The sequence below is a fragment of the Gimesia fumaroli genome (assembly GCF_007754425.1).
Classification (GTDB): Bacteria; Planctomycetota; Planctomycetia; order Planctomycetales; family Planctomycetaceae; genus Gimesia; species Gimesia fumaroli.
This window is the reverse complement of the sequence record NZ_CP037452.1, coordinates 3779077-3799771: the sequence shown is the minus strand read 5'-3', so window position 1 is coordinate 3799771 and position 20695 is coordinate 3779077. Positions and strand designations below refer to the sequence as shown.

Sequence of the window (20695 nt, the reverse complement as noted above, 5' to 3'; positions counted from 1 at the left end):
TGGAGTAAACATTCAGCACAATGTTTACTCCATTTTGATTCAAAGCTCGGGAACGTTATCCTTCCCAGCGGGTTTTCATAAATTCCAGACCTTTGGTTGCTAAATGCTCTTCTGACGGGAACATCTTCCGCCAGATGCGAGTGGCGGCTGCCAGGTCGGGCAATGCCAGTCCGAAGGCTTCAATCATCAACCAGCCATCGTAGTTGACTTCTTTCAGAGCAGAAAACGTTTCGTCCCAGTTCACGCCGCCTTCACCCGGAGTGGAGCGATCGTTTTCAGAAATGTGGACATGTACCATCTGATCAGCACAGGCTTTGACGGCCCCAGTGATTGATTTCTCTTCAATGTTCGCGTGGAACGAATCGTACATCATCTTCAGGTTCGGATGATTCACTTCGCGTGTGAACTGAGCACAGTCTTCTGCACAGTTCAGGAAATAACATTCGAAGCGATTTAAATATTCGCAGACGAGAGTCACGTTAAGAGTTTGTGCATAGTCGGCTGCTTTCGCCAAGGTCTCTTTGCCGTAGTTCCATTCGTCGGCAGTCCGTCCGGCGCCGGTGAATTCACCCAAAGCAGAGTGAATCGGCCCACAGATATGAGTGGCTCCTGAAGCGGCACACATATCGAGCATGCGTTTCAGTCGTTCCAGGCCGGCTTCACGGATTTTCGCATCGGGGGAAATGGGATTTTCATCAGGCGTGCAGACTGTGACGGCAGTACACTCTAAACCTAATTCAGACAGTTTTTTGCCAACCTGCGAAAACTTCTTTTCATCGGCTTCGAAAATCGGCAGCTCGACGCCGTCGTAGCCCCAGCCTTTAATCTGTTCCAGCAGTCCAAAATGCGATTCATTCACATCGGATGTCCAAAGCAGCATATTCAAGCCGTACTTCATAGTTGTTTTCTTTCAATCAATTGAGATTCAAAATGCTCAGGCGGCAATAAATCGTCGAGACGCTTTTCTACGATTCTTCGGCCTGTCTTCAGTATGGAAATAGTTTCCGCAGGTAATGCTTGTAGTTTGACCCGTTTCATCACTTGATTCAAGCGTACCAACAGTCTTTGTGAATCCAGGTAATCTCTTAAAAAACCTTCTTTAGAAAAATGCACCAGCCAAAGCTTTAACTGATCCGTATTTTTCGTGGCCATTTTATTGGTTGCCTGTTCGATTTCCACCGGATCAATCTGCTCGAAGGCTGCGTAATACTGGTCGATCAATCCGGGGTTCTGATCCATTAACACGCCGTCCAGCAGGACCTCGGTAACAATATGCCCCAGAAATCCAACCCGTGCGTACTCATCGTCGGCAAAGAGTTTACGGAACAGGAGCGATAAATCGGTGCTGGTTTCCAGAAAGCCTTGCGTGGAATGAAACCAATGATCATCTTCCAGATGTTGCTGGATTCCGGATGCTACTTCGGCCTGAATGGTTGAATCATCGCCGGTAAATGGAATCACATTTTTCATCCGTAGACGGACGCGACGATCAACCACCGCCAACAGGTCGGGCAGGGCAGTTCCCACTAGATAATAGGGACGATCGACGAACCTCATCCCGTGCGCAAAATAATTCATGAAAACGCTTTATTGATGAAAGTCAGGAAAATTCTGCTTGAAAATACTATCGTAGCTGATCCTGCGAGAAAATCACAGTTTCCGCGAACTATCTCCTGATTTGTTTCGCTGTTAAAGAGAACAGTCTCGGAAAGCGGTAAATCCTACTCATTTTTACTTACAAATCTGATCTGCCTTGCACGAGAACGGGACTCGGGACATTGGATACCACAGGATCGGCGCGTATAATGCTTGACACACGACCGGGTCCATCTCCCTTTGATTCTGTGCTGAAAGTAAAACATGCCTGATTCGCCTCTTAATTTAATGTTCCTGTTACGGGACCAAAGCGCGCATATTCAATCGGCGTGGGAACAGATTCATAATCACCTTCAAGCACAATCCTCGGTTTACGTCTCTGCGGTTTCGATCATCGAAGATTTTTATCCCGATGATTCGAACGTCGATCTGGTCGTTGTCCTAGGGGGCGATGGTGCCATTCTCAGAGCGTGCCGTCAGATGCGGCTCAAACAACTGCCGATGATCGGCGTCAACCTTGGGCGGCTGGGTTTTCTGGCAGACCTGACACCGGAGGGATTCTGTAAGAATTTCGCCTTGATTTTAGAGCGAAAATACAAAATCGTCGAACACCTAATGTTTGAATGTAAGCATTTTAAGGCAGATGGAACCGTCGATTCCTATCTCGGGCTGAATGAGGTCGTCATCAGTTCGGCGGGGGCGTTGTCGATGATTGATGTCGAATTGGCTGTGGATAACGAACTGGTCACTACCTACAGCGGAGACGGGCTGATCATCAGCACTCCCGTTGGATCGACTGCCCACAGTTTGTCCGCAGGAGGCCCGATTCTGAAACAGGACCTGCAGGCATTTGTGATCACTCCGATTTGCCCGCATACGCCATCGAATCGACCTTTGGTTGATAATGCGAATTGCCTTTACTCTTTGACCGCTGCAAATGTCCCCGAGGGGGCGATGCTGGTCATTGACGGGCAAATCAAGGTTCCTTATTCAGCGGGTGATCGCTTGGAAATTACCAAAGCATCGGTCACGTTTAAGCTCGCGCGAATTCCGGGATTCAACTACTATTCCCGACTCAATCGTAAATTAGGCTGGGGCGGGCAGCCTAAATATGGGGCAGAGTAGCCTGATTACTCAAAATTTCTCCTCTCTGCGGCAAAAATGGCCTCCCCATAAAATCTCCGATCTGATAATCTCACCACAGGTTATGGAGAAGTTGGTAATCATTTTTAGAGGGAAGGAGTCCCTGATGCGGTCTTTTGTGTTCTGTGTACTTTCATTTGTGCTGAGCCTGTCAACGGTAGCATTACCGGTTACGTTTGCAGAAGAGGACGCCACTCAATATTCGCTCCGCTATAAATTCACTCCCAACGAATTTGTCCATTACAATGTGGATTCACAGAACACTATCGTCGTTCAACTTAACCAAGACAAACAGACGACAATTAATACTGCAAACACCCTGAAGCATTATCGGGTGATCTGGGTCGACGATGAGGGAAATGGCACACTGGAAACCATGATTGATCGTGTCAAAATGAGTGCCAAGTTTGATGATGAAGTGCCTGCGACCTTCGACTCGAAAGATCCCTCACAAAAAGACCTGAAACAATACGAGAAGATTCGGGCCACCATCGGCAAGCCAACGCGAATCGTCTACAGCCCCTTGGGACAAGTCGTTACTAAAGATGACAAGCCTGAAGTGCAAAACCAGGGATTTCTGATTCCGCTTCCTGAAAACAAGGTGAAAATTGGTGATTCCTGGAAGGAAGAATATGACGTGGAAGTCTCGGTTGGTAAAAAACTGAGGAAAAAAGTCCCGATCCGCCGAACCTTTACGCTGGATTCCGTTGAAAACCAGATCGCGGTCATCACCTTTAAAACTAAAATTCTGTTACGCCTGAATGATCCTAAGCTGGGGCTCCAACTCATTCAGAAGACCCCCTCCGGAACGATTAAACTGGACCTCGACCGTGGAATTATCCTTTCACAGGACGTTTCACTCGATAAAGCACAAGTGGGAGTCTTCGACGGTAAGGGCGCAATGCGAGCTGTTTCGACCCGTATCGAAACTCTGGTCGACCCAACAAGCCTGGCTCAGAAAGACACTGATTCTGATACAAAATAACGAACTTCCCTCACGGAAAAGCATACCAGAAGATCAAGGATTGGTGATCTCGCAACCTTTCAGGTACTTTCTTGCCCCGGTATTGCTTTTTTTGAATTCTGACAAGTACTTATGTGTTGACGCTGACAACAATTATTTTACACTTAGAGATCGCCATGAAGGTATGTAAGCCCTTGCAGACTACCACTTCTCTTAGCCCTCAGGCCTTGTTCATCAAAATGTGAACACATCCTGAACAACCACCGTAATTCATGTATTTTGACGTGGAAAATGTTGTGGATGCCGCTAAAGAAAGGCAGGACTTCGACGAAATCGAAAAGACGCGATATAATAATCACAGCTTCTATTGAGAACGGACATGAAACGGGTTGAGCTTTCTCCACAATTAATAAGCTTGCTGAAAGTAGCCAAGCGCTTGGCCAGTGATTGTGAGATTGAAGTCGTCTTCCTGTTGGCTGATATCCCGTATGATTTTCTGGAAATCAGTAAATCACTCGGCAAACTACGACTCGTAGTTTCCTCCGATAAGCCCGATGTCCAGCGCGCCGCACAAGAAGATGGCATCGCACTGGTTCCTCTCATTCACGAGCCGCAAACCAGGCAGGTTCAGATCAGTCAGGCTATTCTGGAGGCGATTGCTGATGAAATCCTGGCATCCGGCGATCGCATTATTGCCCTCTATGCTGGCTTTGAAAGAGAACACGCAGACTCCTTGAGTATCGTAAGTCTTGCTGATCATCTGGCTAAATTGACCTCTCGCGATTTACAGCGTCTCGAAACCAAAGTTCCACTCCAGACATTAAGAACCGTCGTAGACCTGGCAGTCGAAATTGGACGGGAAGGGCGCGAAGGAAAGCCAGTTGGTGCTTTATTTGTCGTCGGAAACCATCGTAAAGTCTTATCTCTGTCGCACGAGCAGGTTCACGACCCCTTCAAAGGCTACTCGCAAAAAGAGCGTCTGGTGAGCAACCCCCGTGTCAAAGAGAGCATGAAAGAACTGGCACAAATCGATGGTGCCTTCATCATCAGTTCAGATGGGATCGTCCAGTCTGCCGGTCGGATTTTAAATGCTTCTGCTGAGGGATTAACCCTCTCAAAAGGACTTGGCGCCCGCCACTGGGCTGCCGCTGCGATCTCCAAAGAAACCGGTGCCATCGCCATTGCGGTCTCTGAATCAACGGGGACCGTCCGGATCTTTCAGGATGGTTATGTCGTCCTGCGAATTGAGCCAATGAGCAGTGCGATGAAATGGTTCGATTTTGATACCGAACCCCCTCAGTCTGAGTAAAATACGATGGCCCCATCAGGATTACCCCTGAACCTATCATCGTCTTTTATAAGCAGATACGCAGATTTTCCCAAATATTCTCTTCCCTTAAATTGTAATATTTGCTATGAAACCCTCGCACAATGCGAACATCGTTCGGTTTCCGTTTTGATGACGACTCTGAGCGATGGCAGGGCCATTCCATATATCTGACTTTAATAAACATAAAGTGAGTGGCCCGTCTGGTAATTCTGTGTTTTTTAAGAGCTTGTTCAGCGGGAAGGGAGTCCCATGTCGAATGTAGCGATCAAACTCATCGCCGTCACTGGTGTCGTAGGCCTCGGCGTCTTGATGTTTCTCCAGGCACAGAAAGGGATCCAGTCTGGTAATATTGAAAACCAGATGAGCCAACTGGATGTACTCGAACCAGCGGATTCGAAATCGGCAGGCGAACAGTCTGAGCCATCAATGCCGCCCGAACAGACAGAACCCCAGGCCGGCGAGATCGTCATACCTCGCGATAAGGTACCAACCGAACTTTCTGAACTGGCAGCAAAAAATGCCACTCCGATAAAGTCAAAATCAGAAGTCCCCTTCGCCCCAAATGCAACCTCAGCTTCTTCCAAAATCAAACTCACAGCAGCAACAGAGAAGTCAGCCCTCGACCACCTGGATAAAAATGAGTTTGAACCCGAAGATAAAAACGCCTTCAATGCCCCTGCCAAAGGTCTGGATTTTCGTGAATCTCCCGCATTGAAAACCCCAGACTTCGATGAGAATCCCTTTGCTGAATCCGCACAGCCAGCTGCTACAGAAAAGCAGAAAGAGGCTATGGCAGCCCCCCTGGAATCAGACTTCAAAGCCGGCCCACAGTTTGGTCTGGATAATAACTTCGAAAATACACCTGCCTCCGACGACACAAAAACAACAATTCCACCTCGGGAATCAATTTCAAATGCTCCCACACCTGCCAGTCCTTTTGAGCAGGAAACAGCACCGGCAAAACCAACTTTGTCTCCCACACCTGAATTACCGATGACGAGTAACACGGAACCGGAAAGCCAGGAGAACCCTTTTTCGGGAAATACGTCTCCCGCCACAAAACTGGAGACTGATGACTCTCCATTTGAAATTAAAGAGGGAAGCCTCCCCGAGACTCCCAAAGTTGACTCCAATCCCTTCATGACAGTTCCCAAGTCCGAGGAAGCACCTGAAGCGAAGCCGCTTGCGACTTCGCCCGCTCAATTACCAGCCCCGAAAGTCGAACCAGAATTCAACCCGTTTGGTAATGAGCCTGCTGCAGAACAAGTAGAACCGGCTCCGGTACTCGAATTGAAGTTGCCTGAAAGTACTCCATCAAATTCAGCGAAAAGCGAGGAAAAGCAAACCAATCCCTTTTCGAAGGAACCTCAGACAACTGCCAAAGACCCCAGTCCGGCGCCACTGCAAACAACTCTCCAGCCAGAAGAGACATCCTCGTCAGAATCCTCAGATATCGTTGTAATAAAGAAACGCAAAGAGCCTGCCCCCGAGGAACCTCCGCTTTTTCCGATTGAAGGCAAAACAAGAGCACAGAATACATCCACACCACAGCCGATCCAGATTTCTCCTGCAGCGGAACCAAAACCATTGAATCTCGTCGAGGGAAATCAACCCGTTCCCCAAGAGCCGGCAAAGTTGACAGCCCAGCAAAAGACGCAATCTCCCAAGATGACAATACAGAAAGTAGCTCCTCCCGAAGCTATACTGGGACAGCCATTTATTTATCACGTGCTCGTCAAAAACAGCGGCACCACATCTGCTCAGAACGTCGTGGTCGAAGATCGTATCCCCAAAGGGGCGAAATTAACCGGTACGATTCCTCGTGCAGAACAGATTAAAGATCGCATAATCTGGCGACTGGGAGAAATGAGCCCTGGTACAGAAAAGAAAATTTCCATTCGGGTCATTCCTGAAACCGCCGGACAAATCGGCAGTGTGGCAACCGTGAATTTTGTCACGGAAGTCGCCTCTGAAACAAAAATCACTTCTCCTAAACTGGCAATTCAATCGGACCAGCCGGGAGCCGTCAAACCGGGCGAGATTACCGTCGTCAATTATACCATTACCAATTCAGGCACAGGCGATGCCAATAACGTTTACATTCGTAGCATCATCCCACCACAATTCACTCACCCTGGCGGCGATGATCTGGAATATAACGTTGGAATTATTCCTGCCGGCGGATCCAAACAGGTTCAATTGAAACTTAAAGCAATCAAGCCCGGCGCCGGCAAAAACATCTCCAGTGTAATGGGAGACGGAAATCTTAAAGCTGAAACTGAAGTTCCGCTGAAGGTCATTGGAAACGGCGAACAATTTTTATTAACTCGCAAAGGTCCGAAGAACCGATATCTGGGGCGTTCCGGTGTCTACGAAAACACCATCGCAAACAACACAGAAAGACCAATTCAGAATATCTCCGTCTTCGAATCAGTCCCTCCCGGCATGAAGTTCATCACTGCCTCAGCCAACGGGCAGTTTGATACGGTCCGGAACGTCGTCCAGTGGGATATCTCGGAGTTAGCAGCTAGTGAGCAACGCGTTCTGACGATTGAACTGGAACCCATTGAAGTTGGTAAACTGATCAGCACAGTCCAGGTCGTCACCGACAACAACACAAAATATTCGGCCAACCTGCAGTCAGAAGTCACAGTCATTGGCCAGCCATTACTGAAAGTAGAAACCAGTGAGTTAAAGGGGCCACTTGAAGTCGGTGAAAAAATGGCGATGCAGATTCAGCTTGTGAATCAGGGAAGCGCCTCTGCCACCCATGTGGAATTTCGCGTCAAGATCCCCAATGAGCTGGTCTTTCTCGCTGCCAAAGGTCCAGTTCGCTACAAGCAGGCAGGCTCTTACATCATCTTTGAACCTGCTCAGGAATTACCGGCGAAGCAGGCGTTAAACTTTGAGCTCTCATTCTCAGCACAAAACAAAGGAGATGCCCGCGTTTTAGTATCTGTCCAGTCGAAGCAGATGCAAAAACCACTCAACCAGGAAGAAGCGATTCCTGTGTTGGAAAAGTTGCAGTAGAAATTCAAAAACAAGTGCTCCCGTTTCAAGAACAGAAGCACTTGTTCATTTTATGATTCCAGTTCTACATTCCAGTATGTTTCACTGATGAACCGGGACCAGCTGTCAATTCGAATGCTTTGCATCGCGTAAAATGGCTTCCACTTGGGACGCACTGGTTCTTTCAACAGCTTCATCCCTGCCTGACGAGGCGTATGAGCCGCCTTACACGAATTGCATTCAACACACGCCAGCACACAGTTTTCCCAAGAGGTCTCACCACCTTGGGAACGTGGCAGCACGTGGTCGATCGTCAGTTCTTCACTACCGGGTTGGCAACCGCAATACTGACAGGTAAACCGGTCACGTTTAAAAACGTTACGCCGGCTGAATGTGACTACATTGCGAGGCACCCGATCGTACTTCAACAGAGTGATCACTTCAGGTACCCGAAATCGGGAATGACTGCTCTGGATCGATAATTCATTATCTTCGGGCTGGAACTGTGCCCAATCCGACCAGGAGTAGGTCTGGTAGTCGGCAGGGTCAACCACGCGTGCCGTTTCATTCCAGATTTTAACCACAGCACGTGCCACCGTTGTCACACCAACCGGTTGCCAGTTCCGATTGAGTATCAGCGTTGGTCGCTGCAGCGTTGATACCACCATGATTTCACCATTCCTGTAATTCTATAAACAAGGGTGTTCGAGGGGAATTGAACCCGCCTCCTTAACAGTCACAGTGTTACGTGCTAACCATTACACTACGAACACCATATCGAATTCTAACCAAAAGCGGAAGGCATGGGATTCGAACCCACATGCCCAAACGGGCACACGCATTAGCAGTGCGGTCCGGCGAGCCATATCCGGCTACCTTCCTCAAAACAATTTTTCTCAAATCCGGCCTGATTTCTGCAAGACGCCCAGAAATTTCACATCGCCAGATTCCTAGCGGAAGCCGTGGGACTCGAACCCACAAGTACTATGCTGCACCACCGGTTTTCAAGACCGGGCCCTCATCCAGCCGGATGACTTCCGTATCAGATTGACTCTTAACAATATAAATACCCCGTGCGGGAATTGAACCCAGCGTCTCCGGCTTGAGGGGCCGGTATCCTTGCCATTAGACCAACGGGGCAAAAATCTCTCCAGCTGTAAGTGGATCGGGAGGTGCTCGAATCCTCGTCTGCGATTCTTCAGATCGCCGCTATACCATCTTAGCTACCGATCCCTGATAAAAAAGCCTGATGCTCCAAAAACACCAGGCCAGATCAACAATCAGATTCTTTATGACCAGATGTTATAAACGGAGCGGATGACTTTCCTCTGTTCCTCGGGAGAACGAAAGATCGTCATTACTCAAGCTGAATTTACTTGCCATGTCGTTCAAAATCACTGTAAAGCCTGTACTTCGAAAAAAAGAACCAACTCATGCTCCATGAGTAACTTGCATTGCTTCCACTAATGACTAAGACGAACCTGCCGAATAAAAGTTCGCATGAGATTTCATAATTTTTGAATCACAAAGGAAGAATTCGAAGTTCCCGGTAGACAGAGCATTCCCTGCTCAAGCTCCGTACTTTTCAGAAGACGACCGCAATTGGATTCCACAAAATCTTCACCGATTTGATCAATCCCTCTTGACCTGAACACGAATTTTATATCATATATTATATATCATATAATTAATCTAATTATAACGGATGTCTAATTAATCGTTGTTTTCTATTACTCTAATTATTGAGGGCTAAAAAATGTGGTTATCCAGACCTCAAAAACATCACGGGTTTACACTAATCGAATTACTGGTTGTCATAGCCATTATCGCGATTTTAATTGCCCTCCTGCTCCCGGCGGTTCAACAGGCACGCGAAGCAGCACGTCGATCGACCTGTAAAAACAATCTGAAACAGTTAGGTCTGGCGTTACACAACTACCATGATACATTTGGCGTTTTTGTCCACATGATGGGAGGGACTGCCAATGGTCGCTGTTTTGGTGGATCTCCTGTCACAGATGGATGTGGAACGGGTTCGTTTGGCACTGGAAACGAAAGTCGTGTCAGCGGATTTATTGGGTTATTGCCATACATTGATCAGGCACCATTGTTCAATCAAATTTCCTCGCCTCTGGGAAGTTACCCGGCATTTGGTTCATCTAGAGACGATGGTGGCTATGCCCCCTGGAAAGTCAAGCTCACTTTAATTCTTTGTCCATCCAATCCTGCCCCAGCCACGTATCGCAACTTCGGATGGACAGTTCCCCAGAGCTATGTCTTCTGTATGGGAGACACCATCAACAACTGGGGCGTCCGAAACACCCGCGGTATGTTTGGATTTCAGTCCAGCACCCGAATGCGTGATATTATCGATGGCAGCAGCAACACCATTATGCTGGCAGAGCGGGGCATCTACTCCGGAAATGACCGTGACGTTCGCGGACTCGCCGCCAATGGGATCAGTTCCGTTTTGACAGCCCCCAACACCTGCTTTGCCACCGCCAGTGGCGGACTTTACAACGCCGGACAAAGCGTCCAGCGAGACAGACACATGGGTGGCATGTGGCAACACGGACAACCCCATTTTGCCGGTTTCTGCACAGTACTCCCCCCGAACAGTCCTTCCTGTATGTCCAACACGCACGGCGACAGCTGGGCTCTCGCCAGTTCCAGCAGCTACCACGAAGGCGGTGCCCATATCCTGATGGCAGATGGTGCAGTCCGTTTCATCAGTGAAAATATCGATACTGGAAACCTGGGAGCAGCTCCTGCCACCACAGGTCCCAGCAACTATGGCGTCTGGGGCGCCCTCGGTACCAAACAGGGGCGCGAGACGATCGGCGAGTTTTAATTCTACAACTCTGAACCATTCGTTGATCTTAACTTTATACCTCATTCGTTCCAGTAAGAGATGATCATGTTTTTCTCGCAGTACTTCGCCCGACAAGAATTTCTGCTTCTCCTGCTCGTCCTCGGCTTAGCAGTTGGTTGCTCGTCTGCATCTCTTGATATTCCTGATACCGCCTCCGTCAAAGGGACCGTGACCTACAAGGGAGAGCCGCTCAAACGGGCTTCGATTGTTTTTTCCACTACTGCCACGAAACCCTCAATGAATGCCACTATCAATGCGATCACGGATGAAAAAGGGCAATTCGAGCTCAAATCCTATTTTGGTGCGCGCACGGAAAAAAAAGGAGTGATTCCAGGAACATACAAAGTCACCGTTTTGAAAATGGTCCCGCCGGGGAAAATGACGGAAGCGGAATACCAGGCCAAAGTAACAGAAGCAGATCGGATTGTGTCGGGGGGTGGAGTCCTCACACAGACGCAAACACCACCGGAATTGAAGCAACTGATTCCGCGTCAGTACTCTGACGTGACAGTCTCAGAACTGGAAGCAACGGTTGTCGCAGATCAGGAAAACGAGTTTCAATTTGATTTGAAATAATCGCCGGCAAACTCGCGTTTACTTAGTCTGCAATCGGTCCTGCATCAGTTTCTCAACCAGATTCGCCGTATTCCGGATATGCTGTTCCATTTCCGAAGCGGCTTTGTCGCAATCATTTTTCTGCAAGGCTTTAATGATCGCCGCATGATCTGATAATGCTTTCTCCTGAGCCTGACTCTCATTATCAACGACTTCTCGGATCGCCTGAATCAGCGTGTTGTAGCGACGTAGTTCATCCTGCAGCCGCACACTCCCACAATGCTCGGCGATCAGACTATGTAATCGGATATCCAAAGCCATTGCCTTCTGCGACCAGCTTGCATCACGAGGCTCTTTCGCGATGGCAGTAAATTGCTCTGACAGTTCAGCCAGTAATCGCGGCTCAATTTTCCCACACGCCGTCTGTACCGCTTCCACTTCAAGAATCCGACGCAGTTGGTAAATTTCACGGATCTGTGTGACGCCAAATTCACGCATCACGGCCCCGCGATTTGGTAGATTCTCAACAATCCCGATCGAAGCCAGTTCCACCAGCGCTTCGCGCACGGGAGTCGCACTCACCCCGAATTGCTCAGCCAGATTTTGAATCACCATCCGATGACCAATCGGAAATTCACCTCGAATGACAGCCGTCAGAATTCTCTGAACAACAACCTCGCGGATATTTCCTCGGGGAACCATTGAAAATGATCCGGGTAGATTGGTTGTCGACATAATCTTTCCTCAAGCCACCTTGTAAAGGCTTATAATAAACGGACTAACAGAGCACGTATATTATATATGATTAACCGGGGAGATAAAAGAGGACGTTCTAAAACTTCCCCTAAAGGAGTTTAACGCATCGCCCCCTGTTGATATGAAGCATCAGGCAATGATATTTTGAACAACTTCGCCCGCCACATCTGTCAGACGGAAATCACGTCCGGAATAATGATAGGTCAATCGTTCATGATTGATTCCCATCAGATGCAGGATTGTCGCATGCAGATCATGGACGTGAACTTTATCCTGCATCGCCCGGAACCCGAATTCATCCGAGGCACCATGAATGGTCCCTCCTTTGATACCGCCTCCTGCCATCCACATGCAGAAGCCAAACGGATTATGATCGCGGCCATTTATCCCACCTTGCGCCGTGGGGGTTCGACCGAATTCGCCCCCCCAGACAATCAACGTCTCATCCAGCAATCCGCGTTGCTTCAGGTCTGTCATCAATTGTGCAATCGGCTGATCGATATCTTTGCACAAACGTTCGTTGCTCTTATCGTGATTACTGTGTGTATCCCAGGGTTGACGATTTCCGTAATAGACCTGCACGAACCGTACGCCACGCTCACTTAATCGGCGCGCCAACAAACAGGCCTTCGAGAACTCACTCTTACCATATGCCTCTTGCAGTTTCTCAGGCTCAAGTGAAATATCGAACGCATCGGTCGCAGCAAACTGCATTCGATAGGCCAGCTCCATCGACTTGATCCGCGTCTCCAGTTCATTATCGCCGGCGCGAGATGAAAGATGTTGCTTATTAATTGCCTGCACCAAGTCCAGCTGCTTTTTTTGTTCGCTGGAAGAGAGCGCTTCATTCTTCAGGTAGGGAATCATCTGCTCTGGAGATAGATCTTTATTATTGATGTGAGTCGCCTGATGCTTTCCAGGTAAAAATGCGCTCCCCCATAATTTTGGTCCCACCACCGGTTTCCCCGGACACAACGCCAGGAAGCCGGGCAGATTCTGATTCTCGGTCCCCAGCCCGTATGTCAGCCAGGAACCAAGGCTGGGCCGTGTCGGTGTTAAGGTTCCCAGGTTCATCATACACAGAGCAGGGGCATGATTGGGAAAGTCGGTATGCATCGAACGAATGATCGCCATATCGTCGACATGTTTCGAAAGATGCTGAAAATGCTCGGAAACGGGAATTCCTGACTTCCCGGCATTGATGAATTTTACCGGCGAAGGCAGCAGCCCCATCGTTTTGGAAGCCGTGCGAATGTCAGCCGATTTCGGACGCTGGCCCGCATATTTCTTCAAAGCCGGCTTCGGGTCAAACGTATCCACCTGGGAAGGACCGCCGCTCATAAACAGGAATATCACACGCTTTGCTTTGGGAGCAAAATGCGGCGTTTGCCGTGGATTCTTTTTCGTAGCTGCAGAAGCTTCTGAAGCCGCCAGCATTCCGGCCAGACTCATCATCCCAAAACCGCCCCCAACACTCTGGAGCATTTTTCGGCGGCTGAATACATTCTGCGAATTGGAATTGATCATATTCGATAACTCTTTATCAATAAAAAATGAAAACTGCTTTCATCGACCGATTTTAGTATCAGTCAACAAACATCATTTCATTACTGCACAACAATGCCTGACAATAGCGCTGCCAGGGAGTAAGTTGCTTCGGGTCGCTCACTTGGCGGCCTTCGTAGATGCCATCATGATTATTATCTGTAATATCAGCGGCTTGCGCCAGATTCGGATTGTCCGTCCGTAAAGGCCAGCAGGAGAGAGGGTCTGACTCTAAAATCGAAGCTACATATTCTGCGTGCGATAACTGATCTTTCTCAAGTTTCGCCGACTGAAAATGCTTCTGAACTTCACTTGAGCTCAACACCCGGTTGAACAGCGCTACCGCGCCGAGCTGTCCTTGGAAATTCGAGAAATTGTCGTTCCGACCGGCGATAATGACTTCGGAAACCCCCGATTCATATCCCGGCTTTGCTTCACCTCTGATTTCCGGTTTCGGATTCCCGTTCAGATACACCTGAATCTTCTGCTGATCTCGAATGAAAACCACATGATTCCACGTACCCGGCTTGATCACCGTGTTACCAAACAACGACTGCCGCTGTTGATCTCCATTATAGAAAAACAGGCGGCCCGCTTTGTTCGGTCGATACTTGCCGGCAATCCCCAGATGATCACCCGCCGCCTTCGCAGCAGAGTCTTTCCCGCGAGAGAAGAAATAGCCTGTGATGATGCGTTTGTCATTGGGAATCTGATTTTTAACCCAGAGCTCAACTGAATAAGAATCGCCCAGTTCTTTTACATCGGCTCTCATTCGCTTGCCGGCAAAGGTAGGAATCTGCTCCACAGCAGGCTTGGGTTCATCAGTCAGACCAGCCCGTTCGATAAACTGCAAACCAATCTGCGTTTCCTTCTGTGTTGGAGCCCGGGAGAATAATACTTGATAGACACCGTCAATTCGTTGTTCCGATGATTCTCCTTCAAATCGCTTTGCTAACTGCTGTGCCTGCTGTCTCACAAACGGAGAGTTTAAGACAAACAGCTGCTGTAACGGTGTCGTTGTCTTCGAACGGCGGGCGGCATGAATCGCAGGATCAGGAAAATCGTATGACTGCAGAAACGTACTCAATTTATGTCGGGAAACATTGGCATAAATTCCACGCCGATGAAACGTCGGATCATCAATATCCCCCGAAGGCCCCGCCTGGGTGGCATCCAGATTATTTCCCGCGGCCAATAAAGCATCACGATAAACTTCTGCTTCCAGACGTCGGCGATTGAAGTAGGACAGCAGACGATTATTCGGATCCTGCTTCTTCTGTGCATCGGTCAACACAACGTTTGACGATTGACGATACGTCGCTGACAGCATGATTAAACGATGTAACTTCTTCAGCGACCAACCTTCGTTCATAAACCAGACTGTCAGATCATCCAACAGTTCGGGATGGCTGGGCAGGGAACCGGTTTTGCCAAAATTACTCGGCGTATCGACCAGACCTTCGCCGAAATGATGCTGCCAGACTCGATTCACCATCACGCGTGCCGTCAATGGATTGTCCCGACTGGCAATGCTCCGTGCTAATTCCAAACGACCACTGCCGTTCTTGAATGGCTCAGTATTCTCATCAGACAGCACGCGTACAAAACGGCGCGGCACTAGTTCTCCGAGGTTTCCGGCATTCCCGCGAATAAACACGTTCAAATCGCGTGGTTTGTTCGGATAATAGACAATCTTCATCCGGTCTTCAGTAATCTCTTCCACTCGCACTTGCTCTTCCGTCAGCGCATCAGCCAGTGGAAGATCAAAGCCCGGAGTCGCCTTCTTGATTTCTGCCGCTTTTGCTTTGTTCGCTTTAATTGTCTTATTGTAACCGGCTATCAAAGCTGTGTTCTGTTTCAGTTCTTCTGGCGGAATCGGAAATGTGACTGTCGTCTGTTTCTTCAAATCGGGACGGGGTGCGATCAACGCGAATTCCGTCTTGCCCGCTTTTTTGATTTCCTGTTTCAGAACCACATTCCGTTTATTTAACGCTTTAATTTTTGCAGTCAGATCCGTATTGGTTTTGGTCAACGCCTCCACCTTGTCTCGCGCAGGCTGCGTTTTCGCGACTTCTTCATCGGGGATAATCGGCCGTGTCGTCTGACGTACCGATGCGAACACACCAGCGATGCCATAATAATCTTCAACTGTCAGCGGATCATACTTATGATCATGACAACGGGCACACGCCATCGTCAGCCCCAGTAAACCACGACACAAACTGTCCACGCGGTCTTCCCAGTCATCTGCATAACGGTTTTCCAGAGTGACCTGTGATAATGCGACCTCTTTATGATACGAAGGCCCTAGCCCCATATATCCCAGAGCAGGATAGTCTTCCGGCCCCGTCTCCGGCAGAAAGTCGGTCGCCAACTGACGGATAACAAATTCATCGTAAGGCATATCGTCATTCAATGCCTGAATCACCCAGTCACGATAGCGATACGCGTGCGGATAAGGCCCATTGTGTGGTCCCATATTCGTATTGTCTTCTGCATACCGTGCCACATCCAGCCAGTGCCGTCCCCAGCGTTCCCCATAATGCGGCGACTTGAGCAGGCGATCAATCAGACGGGCATAGGCATTGGGAGAACTGTCTTTGACAAACTGTTCCACTTCTTGTGGAGTCGGAGGCAGTCCGATTAAATCGAAATAGGCACGGCGAACGAGTGTTTGCTTCTTCGCAGCCGGAGCAGGAGAAAAACCTTGCTCTTCCTGAGCCGCAAGAATGAAGGAATCGATCTTGTTCACAGGCCAATTCTGTTGTTTGACCTTGGGAGCCGGATGAGACTTAGGCGGCTGAAAAGACCAGAATTCTCGTGCCTTCTCAAAATCAATTTCTGCTTTGACCTGTTTCTTTTTTGTTTCGTTACGCGGGTCGGGGGCCCCCATCGCGATCCATTTTTCAAAATCCGCGATCACATCATCAGGCAGCTTCCCCTTGGGAGGCATCTGATAACTGTCTTCACCATAACGCATTGTTTCCAGTAGCAGACTTTCGGCAGGTTTTCCCGGCACGAGAGCCGTTCCCGAATCTCCGCCGTCAATGGTTCCCTGCTTGGTATCGAGCAGCAGACTCCCTTTGAGATTTTTGGAGTCGGCGGAATGACATTCGTAGCAATGCTGAATCAGAACCGGACGAATTTTCTTTTCAAAGAAATCGAGCCCTTCCTGATCCGGCTGTGCTTCCTTCGCTGAAACTTCCGGAAGGAACAAACCGAACAGGCCTGTGATTACGATGACAGCGGTCACTTTTTGCAAAGTTTTCATAGTCATGTCTACGATGATAAAAGTCAGGTGGGATAAAGCCGCGCCGGCTGAGGATCACTCAACTGTATCTCGTTGATCCACAACCAGATACATCAAGTATGCCTTATATCCTATCGGGAAAAACCGGGAATAACAATATAATATTTAAAAAAGGCTTCCCAATCCGTCGATTTGCACCGTTCAGTCCCGATTTCAGCCTGTTTTTTCATGATTTCCAGCCGCCGACAACACACAACGCTTTGCTCTCTCTCTGAGGTACCTTCTTCTCAAACCACTTCACCAGACTGACAATTCAGAAAAAGTTGCAGCGCCGTTCATTCCTCGGTAGGCTGAGAGTCGGCGAATACACCATTGTCTTAAGTTAACCAGCACGAGAAAGAAAGACCTCACATGTTACTGAAAGCATCTGCTCTGACAACACGATTCCTGCTTCTCGTCGCTACGATCTGCTTCACGGTCAACACAGCGTTCACTGCGGAACCGCAAGCACCTGGGTTCACCATTCCCTACGTTGACCTCAACGATGAAACAGAGCGGCAAATCATCGTCGACCGCGAAGAGGGACAATACCTGGGGCATCCCACAACCGTTTTGCTGGAAGACAATAAAACCATGCTCTGCGTTTATCCCAAAGGGCATGGAAAAGGGGGCATCGTTTATAAACGCTCCAACGACGCCGGTAAAACCTGGAGTGATCGTCTGCCGACGCCCGCATCCTGGGCGACCTCACGCGAAGTTCCCACACTGCACCGGGTCATTGATGCGAATGGTAAAAAACGGATCATCATGTTCTCCGGCCTCTATCCAACTCGTTTAGCAGTCACCGAAGATGATGGCCAGACCTGGAGCGAACTCAAGCAGGTCGGCGACTGGGGCGGCATCGTCGTCATGGGCTGTGTCGAACCGCTCAAAACCGGCAAAGGGCATTACATGGCTCTGTTTCACGACGACGGTCGTTTTATCGCAAAAGATTCTATGAAATCGACCCCCGTAACGTTCACACTTTATAAAAGCCTTTCCACAGATGGCGGCTTAACCTGGTCTGATCCCCAGGCAATCCATAAATCCTCCGACTACCATATCTGTGAACCCGGCATCATTCGTTCTCCCGACGGCAAACAACTCGCCGTCCTCTTACGCGAAAACAGCCGTCGTCACAACTCGCAAATCATCTTCTCCAACGATGAAGGCAAAACCTGGACCGCCCCCTGTGATCTTCCCGGTTCTCTCAACGGCGATCGCCACACCGGAAAATACGATCCCATCAGCGGTCGGCTGCTGATTTCCTTTCGCAGTAAAACTCCCAAAGGTCATACCGCTCCCACCGAAGGAGACTGGGTTGCCTGGGTCGGCACCTACGACGATCTTGTTAACGGCAAAGAAGGACAGTACCATGTGCGTCTAAAAGACAACACCAAAGGCGCCGACTGTGCCTACCCCGGCGTTGAAGTTCTCCCTGATGGTACTTTCATCCTCACCACCTACGGCCATTGGGAAAAAGGCAAAGCCCCATACATTCTCAGCGTACGTTTGAAACTTTCTGATATCGGCGCGATCTGGGCTAAGTCTCTTTAATCTCTTCATCCTCATCCGTTTCCACAACCAGAGTCTGAGCAGGGTCCACCCAGAGAGAGGCCACCCCCGCGATGAGGAACGCAATCGCACACGTCACAAAAGCCATGTTCCAGTGATGTTCCTCGCCAATCACCGCGATCATTAAGGAAGGAGCCACCGCCGCCCCCAGATTTCCCCACATATTTCCCCAGCCCAGAACCGACCCCACATGTTTGCCGGCAATGTCCTGATTGAAGGCCCACATTGCGGGCGAACCAAAATCAGTCGAAAACGCGACGATCGAAAACATGACTACCGCGGTCCAGGGAGAGATCTCCAGCAGACACACCAGATACGCGGCCATCGCCGTAAAACGGGAGATCGCAATCGGCAAAACGCGGCTCCAACGCAAGCTGATGCGTTTCATCAACCAGTCCGTCACTTTTCCACCAGACAATGTTCCAAACCAGCCCACCGCCAGTGCGATCGTGATCATCTTCCCGCGCTCTTCCAAAGGAACCTGATACGCCTCATCCAAGTAGCGCGGCAACCAGGTCACCAGAAACAGCCAACCCACGTTTGTGCAGAATTGCGATAGAGACAGTAGCCAAAGACTCTTATTCGCTGTGATTGCCTTGAAAGGAATTCCGCCGATCTGCTTGGAATGATCTTTGTCCTCTTCCAGACGCCCATCCTCAATCAGCTCCAGTTCCTGCTTGGAACAGGAGGGATGGGCACGGGGATAATCACGAATCACCCACCAGAACATCGCCGCGATCAGGATACCGACGACGCCATACGTCATCATCATTTTCCGCCAGCCTTTTCCCTGTACTTTACGTACATCGGAATAATAGCGGGCTTCAAACAACAGGCGGTTCAATCGGGAGGACTGCTCCAGACTCATTTCCCCGGGGTTCACATTCAATAATTGTTCCGCTTGCTGGTTCAGTTTCAATCCTGCATACTCTTGCGGGTGATACAGTGACTCTTTCTGTAAGATGGAATTCAGTTTCGCTATAAATTCCTCTTCCTCAGCGGTCCCCGTTTTCATGTCTGGATCGTCAACTGCCACTTTCAGATATGCTCTATCTCCCGGTGTCAGCTGTTCGTAGATCTTCGTTTCAAATTCCTGTTTTTCATTTACCCGCTCCAGGAAAGTCTCTGCCAGATTGTGTGGATTCATAATATCCCCGGACTTGAGATCCGAGGATTCTGACATCGGCACGAACAGGATAATCAGAAACGCGGTCAACACCGGCGCCAGTGCGCCACCAATCCGTCCACCGACGGTGACCATACTGCTGGCAAACCCGCGTTCCGTTAAAGGCATCCACTTGCTGACGATATTGGCACTCGTGGGATAGGCGCCGGCCTGGCTCAATCCAAACCCCAGACGAAATATTAACAGCATGATGAAGCCGGTCGCAAATCCTGTCATAGCCGTGAACAGAGACCACATCAGAATATAGAGCGTCAACATTTTCCGCGCCCCAAAACGGTCGCTGAACCAGCCGGAAGGGACCTGACACAATGCATAGGAAACAAAGAATGAACCGAGCAGGATGCCAATTTGATGATCGGTCAAACCCAGCTCATCTTTGATAAAGACCTCGGCGAAGGAAATACAGAATCGATCCAGATACAACAGAATCGCCATCAGCATGCAGGCAAAAATCACGCGATAACGCACGTACGATTTGGTCGGTTCCACACTGGCCATAAGTCTCTCAACTTTCCTTCAGGGTCGGTGAGCAAATTTTGATGCAGCAGTATAACAGCATACTGATATGAAAACGAGCGCCAACTCAAACCGACGGGAACCACGAAACAAATCGCGGTGCACAGCCGCTGAACTTACTTCCCGATCAACAGCTTGACAGGATGCTGACTCGAAATAAGCTATGCGGAGATAACGTCGGGCGCGCGAGACATAACATTCTTGCTTAATTTATCGCCCTCTGTTTTCAGCAGTTAGCTCAATTGTTTCAAATTGCTACACAAGCAGAGAAATCGATGGTAAACCCGTTTTCGACATTCGTTTGACTCAACAATGATAGAGTATACTCAAATTCGCCGCTCGCTATAGTTCACTCTATT

14 protein-coding genes and 5 tRNA genes are annotated in these 20695 nt (G+C 49.2%); 7 read left to right on the top strand and 12 right to left on the bottom strand.

Annotated features, from left to right (window positions below):
* Positions 1-55: 55 nt before the first annotated feature.
* The gene (locus tag Enr17x_RS14580) at positions 56-898 is read right to left on the bottom strand and encodes a sugar phosphate isomerase/epimerase family protein (protein ID WP_145309900.1); all 843 of its coding nucleotides are present in this window, start codon (positions 896-898) and stop codon (positions 56-58) included.
* Complete coding sequence (locus tag Enr17x_RS14575) at positions 895-1578, bottom strand: hypothetical protein (protein ID WP_145309898.1); 684 nt, start codon at positions 1576-1578, stop codon at positions 895-897. The genes Enr17x_RS14580 and Enr17x_RS14575 overlap by 4 nt, the downstream gene beginning before the upstream one ends.
* A gap of 282 nt (positions 1579-1860) precedes the next feature.
* Between Enr17x_RS14575 and Enr17x_RS14570 the strand changes: the two genes are divergently transcribed.
* From Enr17x_RS14570 to Enr17x_RS14555, 4 genes are all read left to right on the top strand, one after another.
* Positions 1861-2721 (top strand): NAD(+)/NADH kinase, encoded by an 861-nt coding sequence (locus tag Enr17x_RS14570; protein WP_145309896.1) that lies wholly within the window; start codon positions 1861-1863, stop codon positions 2719-2721.
* Positions 2722-2845: 124 nt separating this feature from the next.
* Complete coding sequence (locus Enr17x_RS14565) at positions 2846-3724, top strand: DUF6263 family protein (protein WP_145309894.1); 879 nt, start codon at positions 2846-2848, stop codon at positions 3722-3724.
* Positions 3725-4082: 358 nt separating this feature from the next.
* Positions 4083-5012, top strand: coding sequence for a DNA integrity scanning protein DisA nucleotide-binding domain protein (locus Enr17x_RS14560; RefSeq protein WP_145309892.1), 930 nt, complete (start codon positions 4083-4085; stop codon positions 5010-5012).
* Positions 5013-5282: 270 nt separating this feature from the next.
* Positions 5283-8063: a COG1361 family protein gene (locus Enr17x_RS14555; protein ID WP_145309890.1), complete on the top strand. Its 2781-nt coding sequence runs from the start codon at positions 5283-5285 to the stop codon at positions 8061-8063.
* A 50-nt stretch (positions 8064-8113) separates the two neighbouring features.
* Here the strand turns inward: Enr17x_RS14555 and Enr17x_RS14550 are convergent, their stop codons facing one another.
* The 6 genes from Enr17x_RS14550 to Enr17x_RS14535 all read right to left on the bottom strand — a co-directional run bounded on the left by Enr17x_RS14550 (position 8114) and on the right by Enr17x_RS14535 (position 9275).
* Positions 8114-8710, bottom strand: coding sequence for an HNH endonuclease (locus Enr17x_RS14550; RefSeq protein ID WP_145309888.1), 597 nt, complete (start codon positions 8708-8710; stop codon positions 8114-8116).
* A gap of 32 nt (positions 8711-8742) precedes the next feature.
* Positions 8743-8815, bottom strand: a tRNA-His gene (locus Enr17x_RS14545).
* Between the two features lie 22 nt (positions 8816-8837).
* Positions 8838-8923 (bottom strand) — tRNA-Ser (locus tag Enr17x_RS29625).
* Positions 8924-8996: 73 nt separating this feature from the next.
* Positions 8997-9081, bottom strand: a tRNA-Ser gene (locus tag Enr17x_RS29620).
* A gap of 28 nt (positions 9082-9109) precedes the next feature.
* A tRNA-Glu gene (locus Enr17x_RS14540) sits at positions 9110-9182 on the bottom strand.
* A 21-nt stretch (positions 9183-9203) separates the two neighbouring features.
* A tRNA-Phe gene (locus Enr17x_RS14535) sits at positions 9204-9275 on the bottom strand.
* Between the two features lie 523 nt (positions 9276-9798).
* Here Enr17x_RS14535 and Enr17x_RS14530 point away from each other — a divergent pair.
* Both Enr17x_RS14530 and Enr17x_RS14525 read left to right on the top strand, forming a co-directional pair.
* Positions 9799-10893, top strand: a complete 1095-nt coding sequence (locus Enr17x_RS14530) for a DUF1559 domain-containing protein (RefSeq protein ID WP_145309886.1) — start codon at positions 9799-9801, stop codon at positions 10891-10893.
* 66 nt (positions 10894-10959) lie between these two features.
* Positions 10960-11490, top strand: coding sequence for a carboxypeptidase-like regulatory domain-containing protein (locus Enr17x_RS14525; protein WP_145309884.1), 531 nt, complete (start codon positions 10960-10962; stop codon positions 11488-11490).
* 18 nt (positions 11491-11508) lie between these two features.
* Here the strand turns inward: Enr17x_RS14525 and Enr17x_RS14520 are convergent, their stop codons facing one another.
* The 3 genes from Enr17x_RS14520 to Enr17x_RS14510 all read right to left on the bottom strand — a co-directional run bounded on the left by Enr17x_RS14520 (position 11509) and on the right by Enr17x_RS14510 (position 17041).
* Positions 11509-12204 (bottom strand): GntR family transcriptional regulator, encoded by a 696-nt coding sequence (locus tag Enr17x_RS14520; protein ID WP_145309882.1) that lies wholly within the window; start codon positions 12202-12204, stop codon positions 11509-11511.
* Positions 12205-12354: 150 nt separating this feature from the next.
* Positions 12355-13752 carry a DUF1501 domain-containing protein gene (locus Enr17x_RS14515; protein ID WP_145309880.1) on the bottom strand — a complete coding sequence of 466 codons (1398 nt, stop codon included), beginning with the start codon at positions 13750-13752 and terminating at the stop codon, positions 12355-12357.
* A 58-nt stretch (positions 13753-13810) separates the two neighbouring features.
* Complete coding sequence (locus Enr17x_RS14510; protein WP_145309878.1) at positions 13811-17041, bottom strand: DUF1553 domain-containing protein; 3231 nt, start codon at positions 17039-17041, stop codon at positions 13811-13813.
* Between the two features lie 390 nt (positions 17042-17431).
* On the opposite strand from Enr17x_RS14510, the gene Enr17x_RS14505 reads away from it, so the two are divergent.
* Positions 17432-18616 (top strand): sialidase family protein, encoded by a 1185-nt coding sequence (locus Enr17x_RS14505; RefSeq protein ID WP_145309876.1) that lies wholly within the window; start codon positions 17432-17434, stop codon positions 18614-18616.
* On the opposite strand, the gene Enr17x_RS14500 is transcribed toward Enr17x_RS14505, so the two are convergent.
* Positions 18603-20318: an MFS transporter gene (locus Enr17x_RS14500; protein WP_145309875.1), complete on the bottom strand. Its 1716-nt coding sequence runs from the start codon at positions 20316-20318 to the stop codon at positions 18603-18605. The genes Enr17x_RS14505 and Enr17x_RS14500 overlap by 14 nt on opposite strands.
* Between the last annotated feature and the right edge of the window lie 377 nt (positions 20319-20695).

What these genes read in the sequence shown, in the direction of transcription:
- Enr17x_RS14520 (WP_145309882.1), bottom strand. Translation starts at nt 12,204, where the DNA reads ATGTCGACAACCAATCTACCCGGATCATTTTCAATGGTTCCCCGAGGA.
- Enr17x_RS14560 (WP_145309892.1), top strand. Translation starts at nt 4,083, where the DNA reads ATGAAACGGGTTGAGCTTTCTCCACAATTAATAAGCTTGCTGAAAGTA.
- Enr17x_RS14525 (WP_145309884.1), top strand. Translation starts at nt 10,960, where the DNA reads ATGTTTTTCTCGCAGTACTTCGCCCGACAAGAATTTCTGCTTCTCCTG.
- Enr17x_RS14575 (WP_145309898.1), bottom strand. Translation starts at nt 1,578, where the DNA reads ATGAATTATTTTGCGCACGGGATGAGGTTCGTCGATCGTCCCTATTAT.
- Enr17x_RS14580 (WP_145309900.1), bottom strand. Translation starts at nt 898, where the DNA reads ATGAAGTACGGCTTGAATATGCTGCTTTGGACATCCGATGTGAATGAA.
- Enr17x_RS14500 (WP_145309875.1), bottom strand. Translation starts at nt 20,318, where the DNA reads ATGGCCAGTGTGGAACCGACCAAATCGTACGTGCGTTATCGCGTGATT.
- Enr17x_RS14565 (WP_145309894.1), top strand. Translation starts at nt 2,846, where the DNA reads ATGCGGTCTTTTGTGTTCTGTGTACTTTCATTTGTGCTGAGCCTGTCA.
- Enr17x_RS14510 (WP_145309878.1), bottom strand. Translation starts at nt 17,041, where the DNA reads ATGAAAACTTTGCAAAAAGTGACCGCTGTCATCGTAATCACAGGCCTG.
- Enr17x_RS14570 (WP_145309896.1), top strand. Translation starts at nt 1,861, where the DNA reads ATGCCTGATTCGCCTCTTAATTTAATGTTCCTGTTACGGGACCAAAGC.
- Enr17x_RS14530 (WP_145309886.1), top strand. Translation starts at nt 9,799, where the DNA reads ATGTGGTTATCCAGACCTCAAAAACATCACGGGTTTACACTAATCGAA.
- Enr17x_RS14550 (WP_145309888.1), bottom strand. Translation starts at nt 8,710, where the DNA reads ATGGTGGTATCAACGCTGCAGCGACCAACGCTGATACTCAATCGGAAC.
- Enr17x_RS14505 (WP_145309876.1), top strand. Translation starts at nt 17,432, where the DNA reads ATGTTACTGAAAGCATCTGCTCTGACAACACGATTCCTGCTTCTCGTC.
- Enr17x_RS14555 (WP_145309890.1), top strand. Translation starts at nt 5,283, where the DNA reads ATGTCGAATGTAGCGATCAAACTCATCGCCGTCACTGGTGTCGTAGGC.
- Enr17x_RS14515 (WP_145309880.1), bottom strand. Translation starts at nt 13,752, where the DNA reads ATGATCAATTCCAATTCGCAGAATGTATTCAGCCGCCGAAAAATGCTC.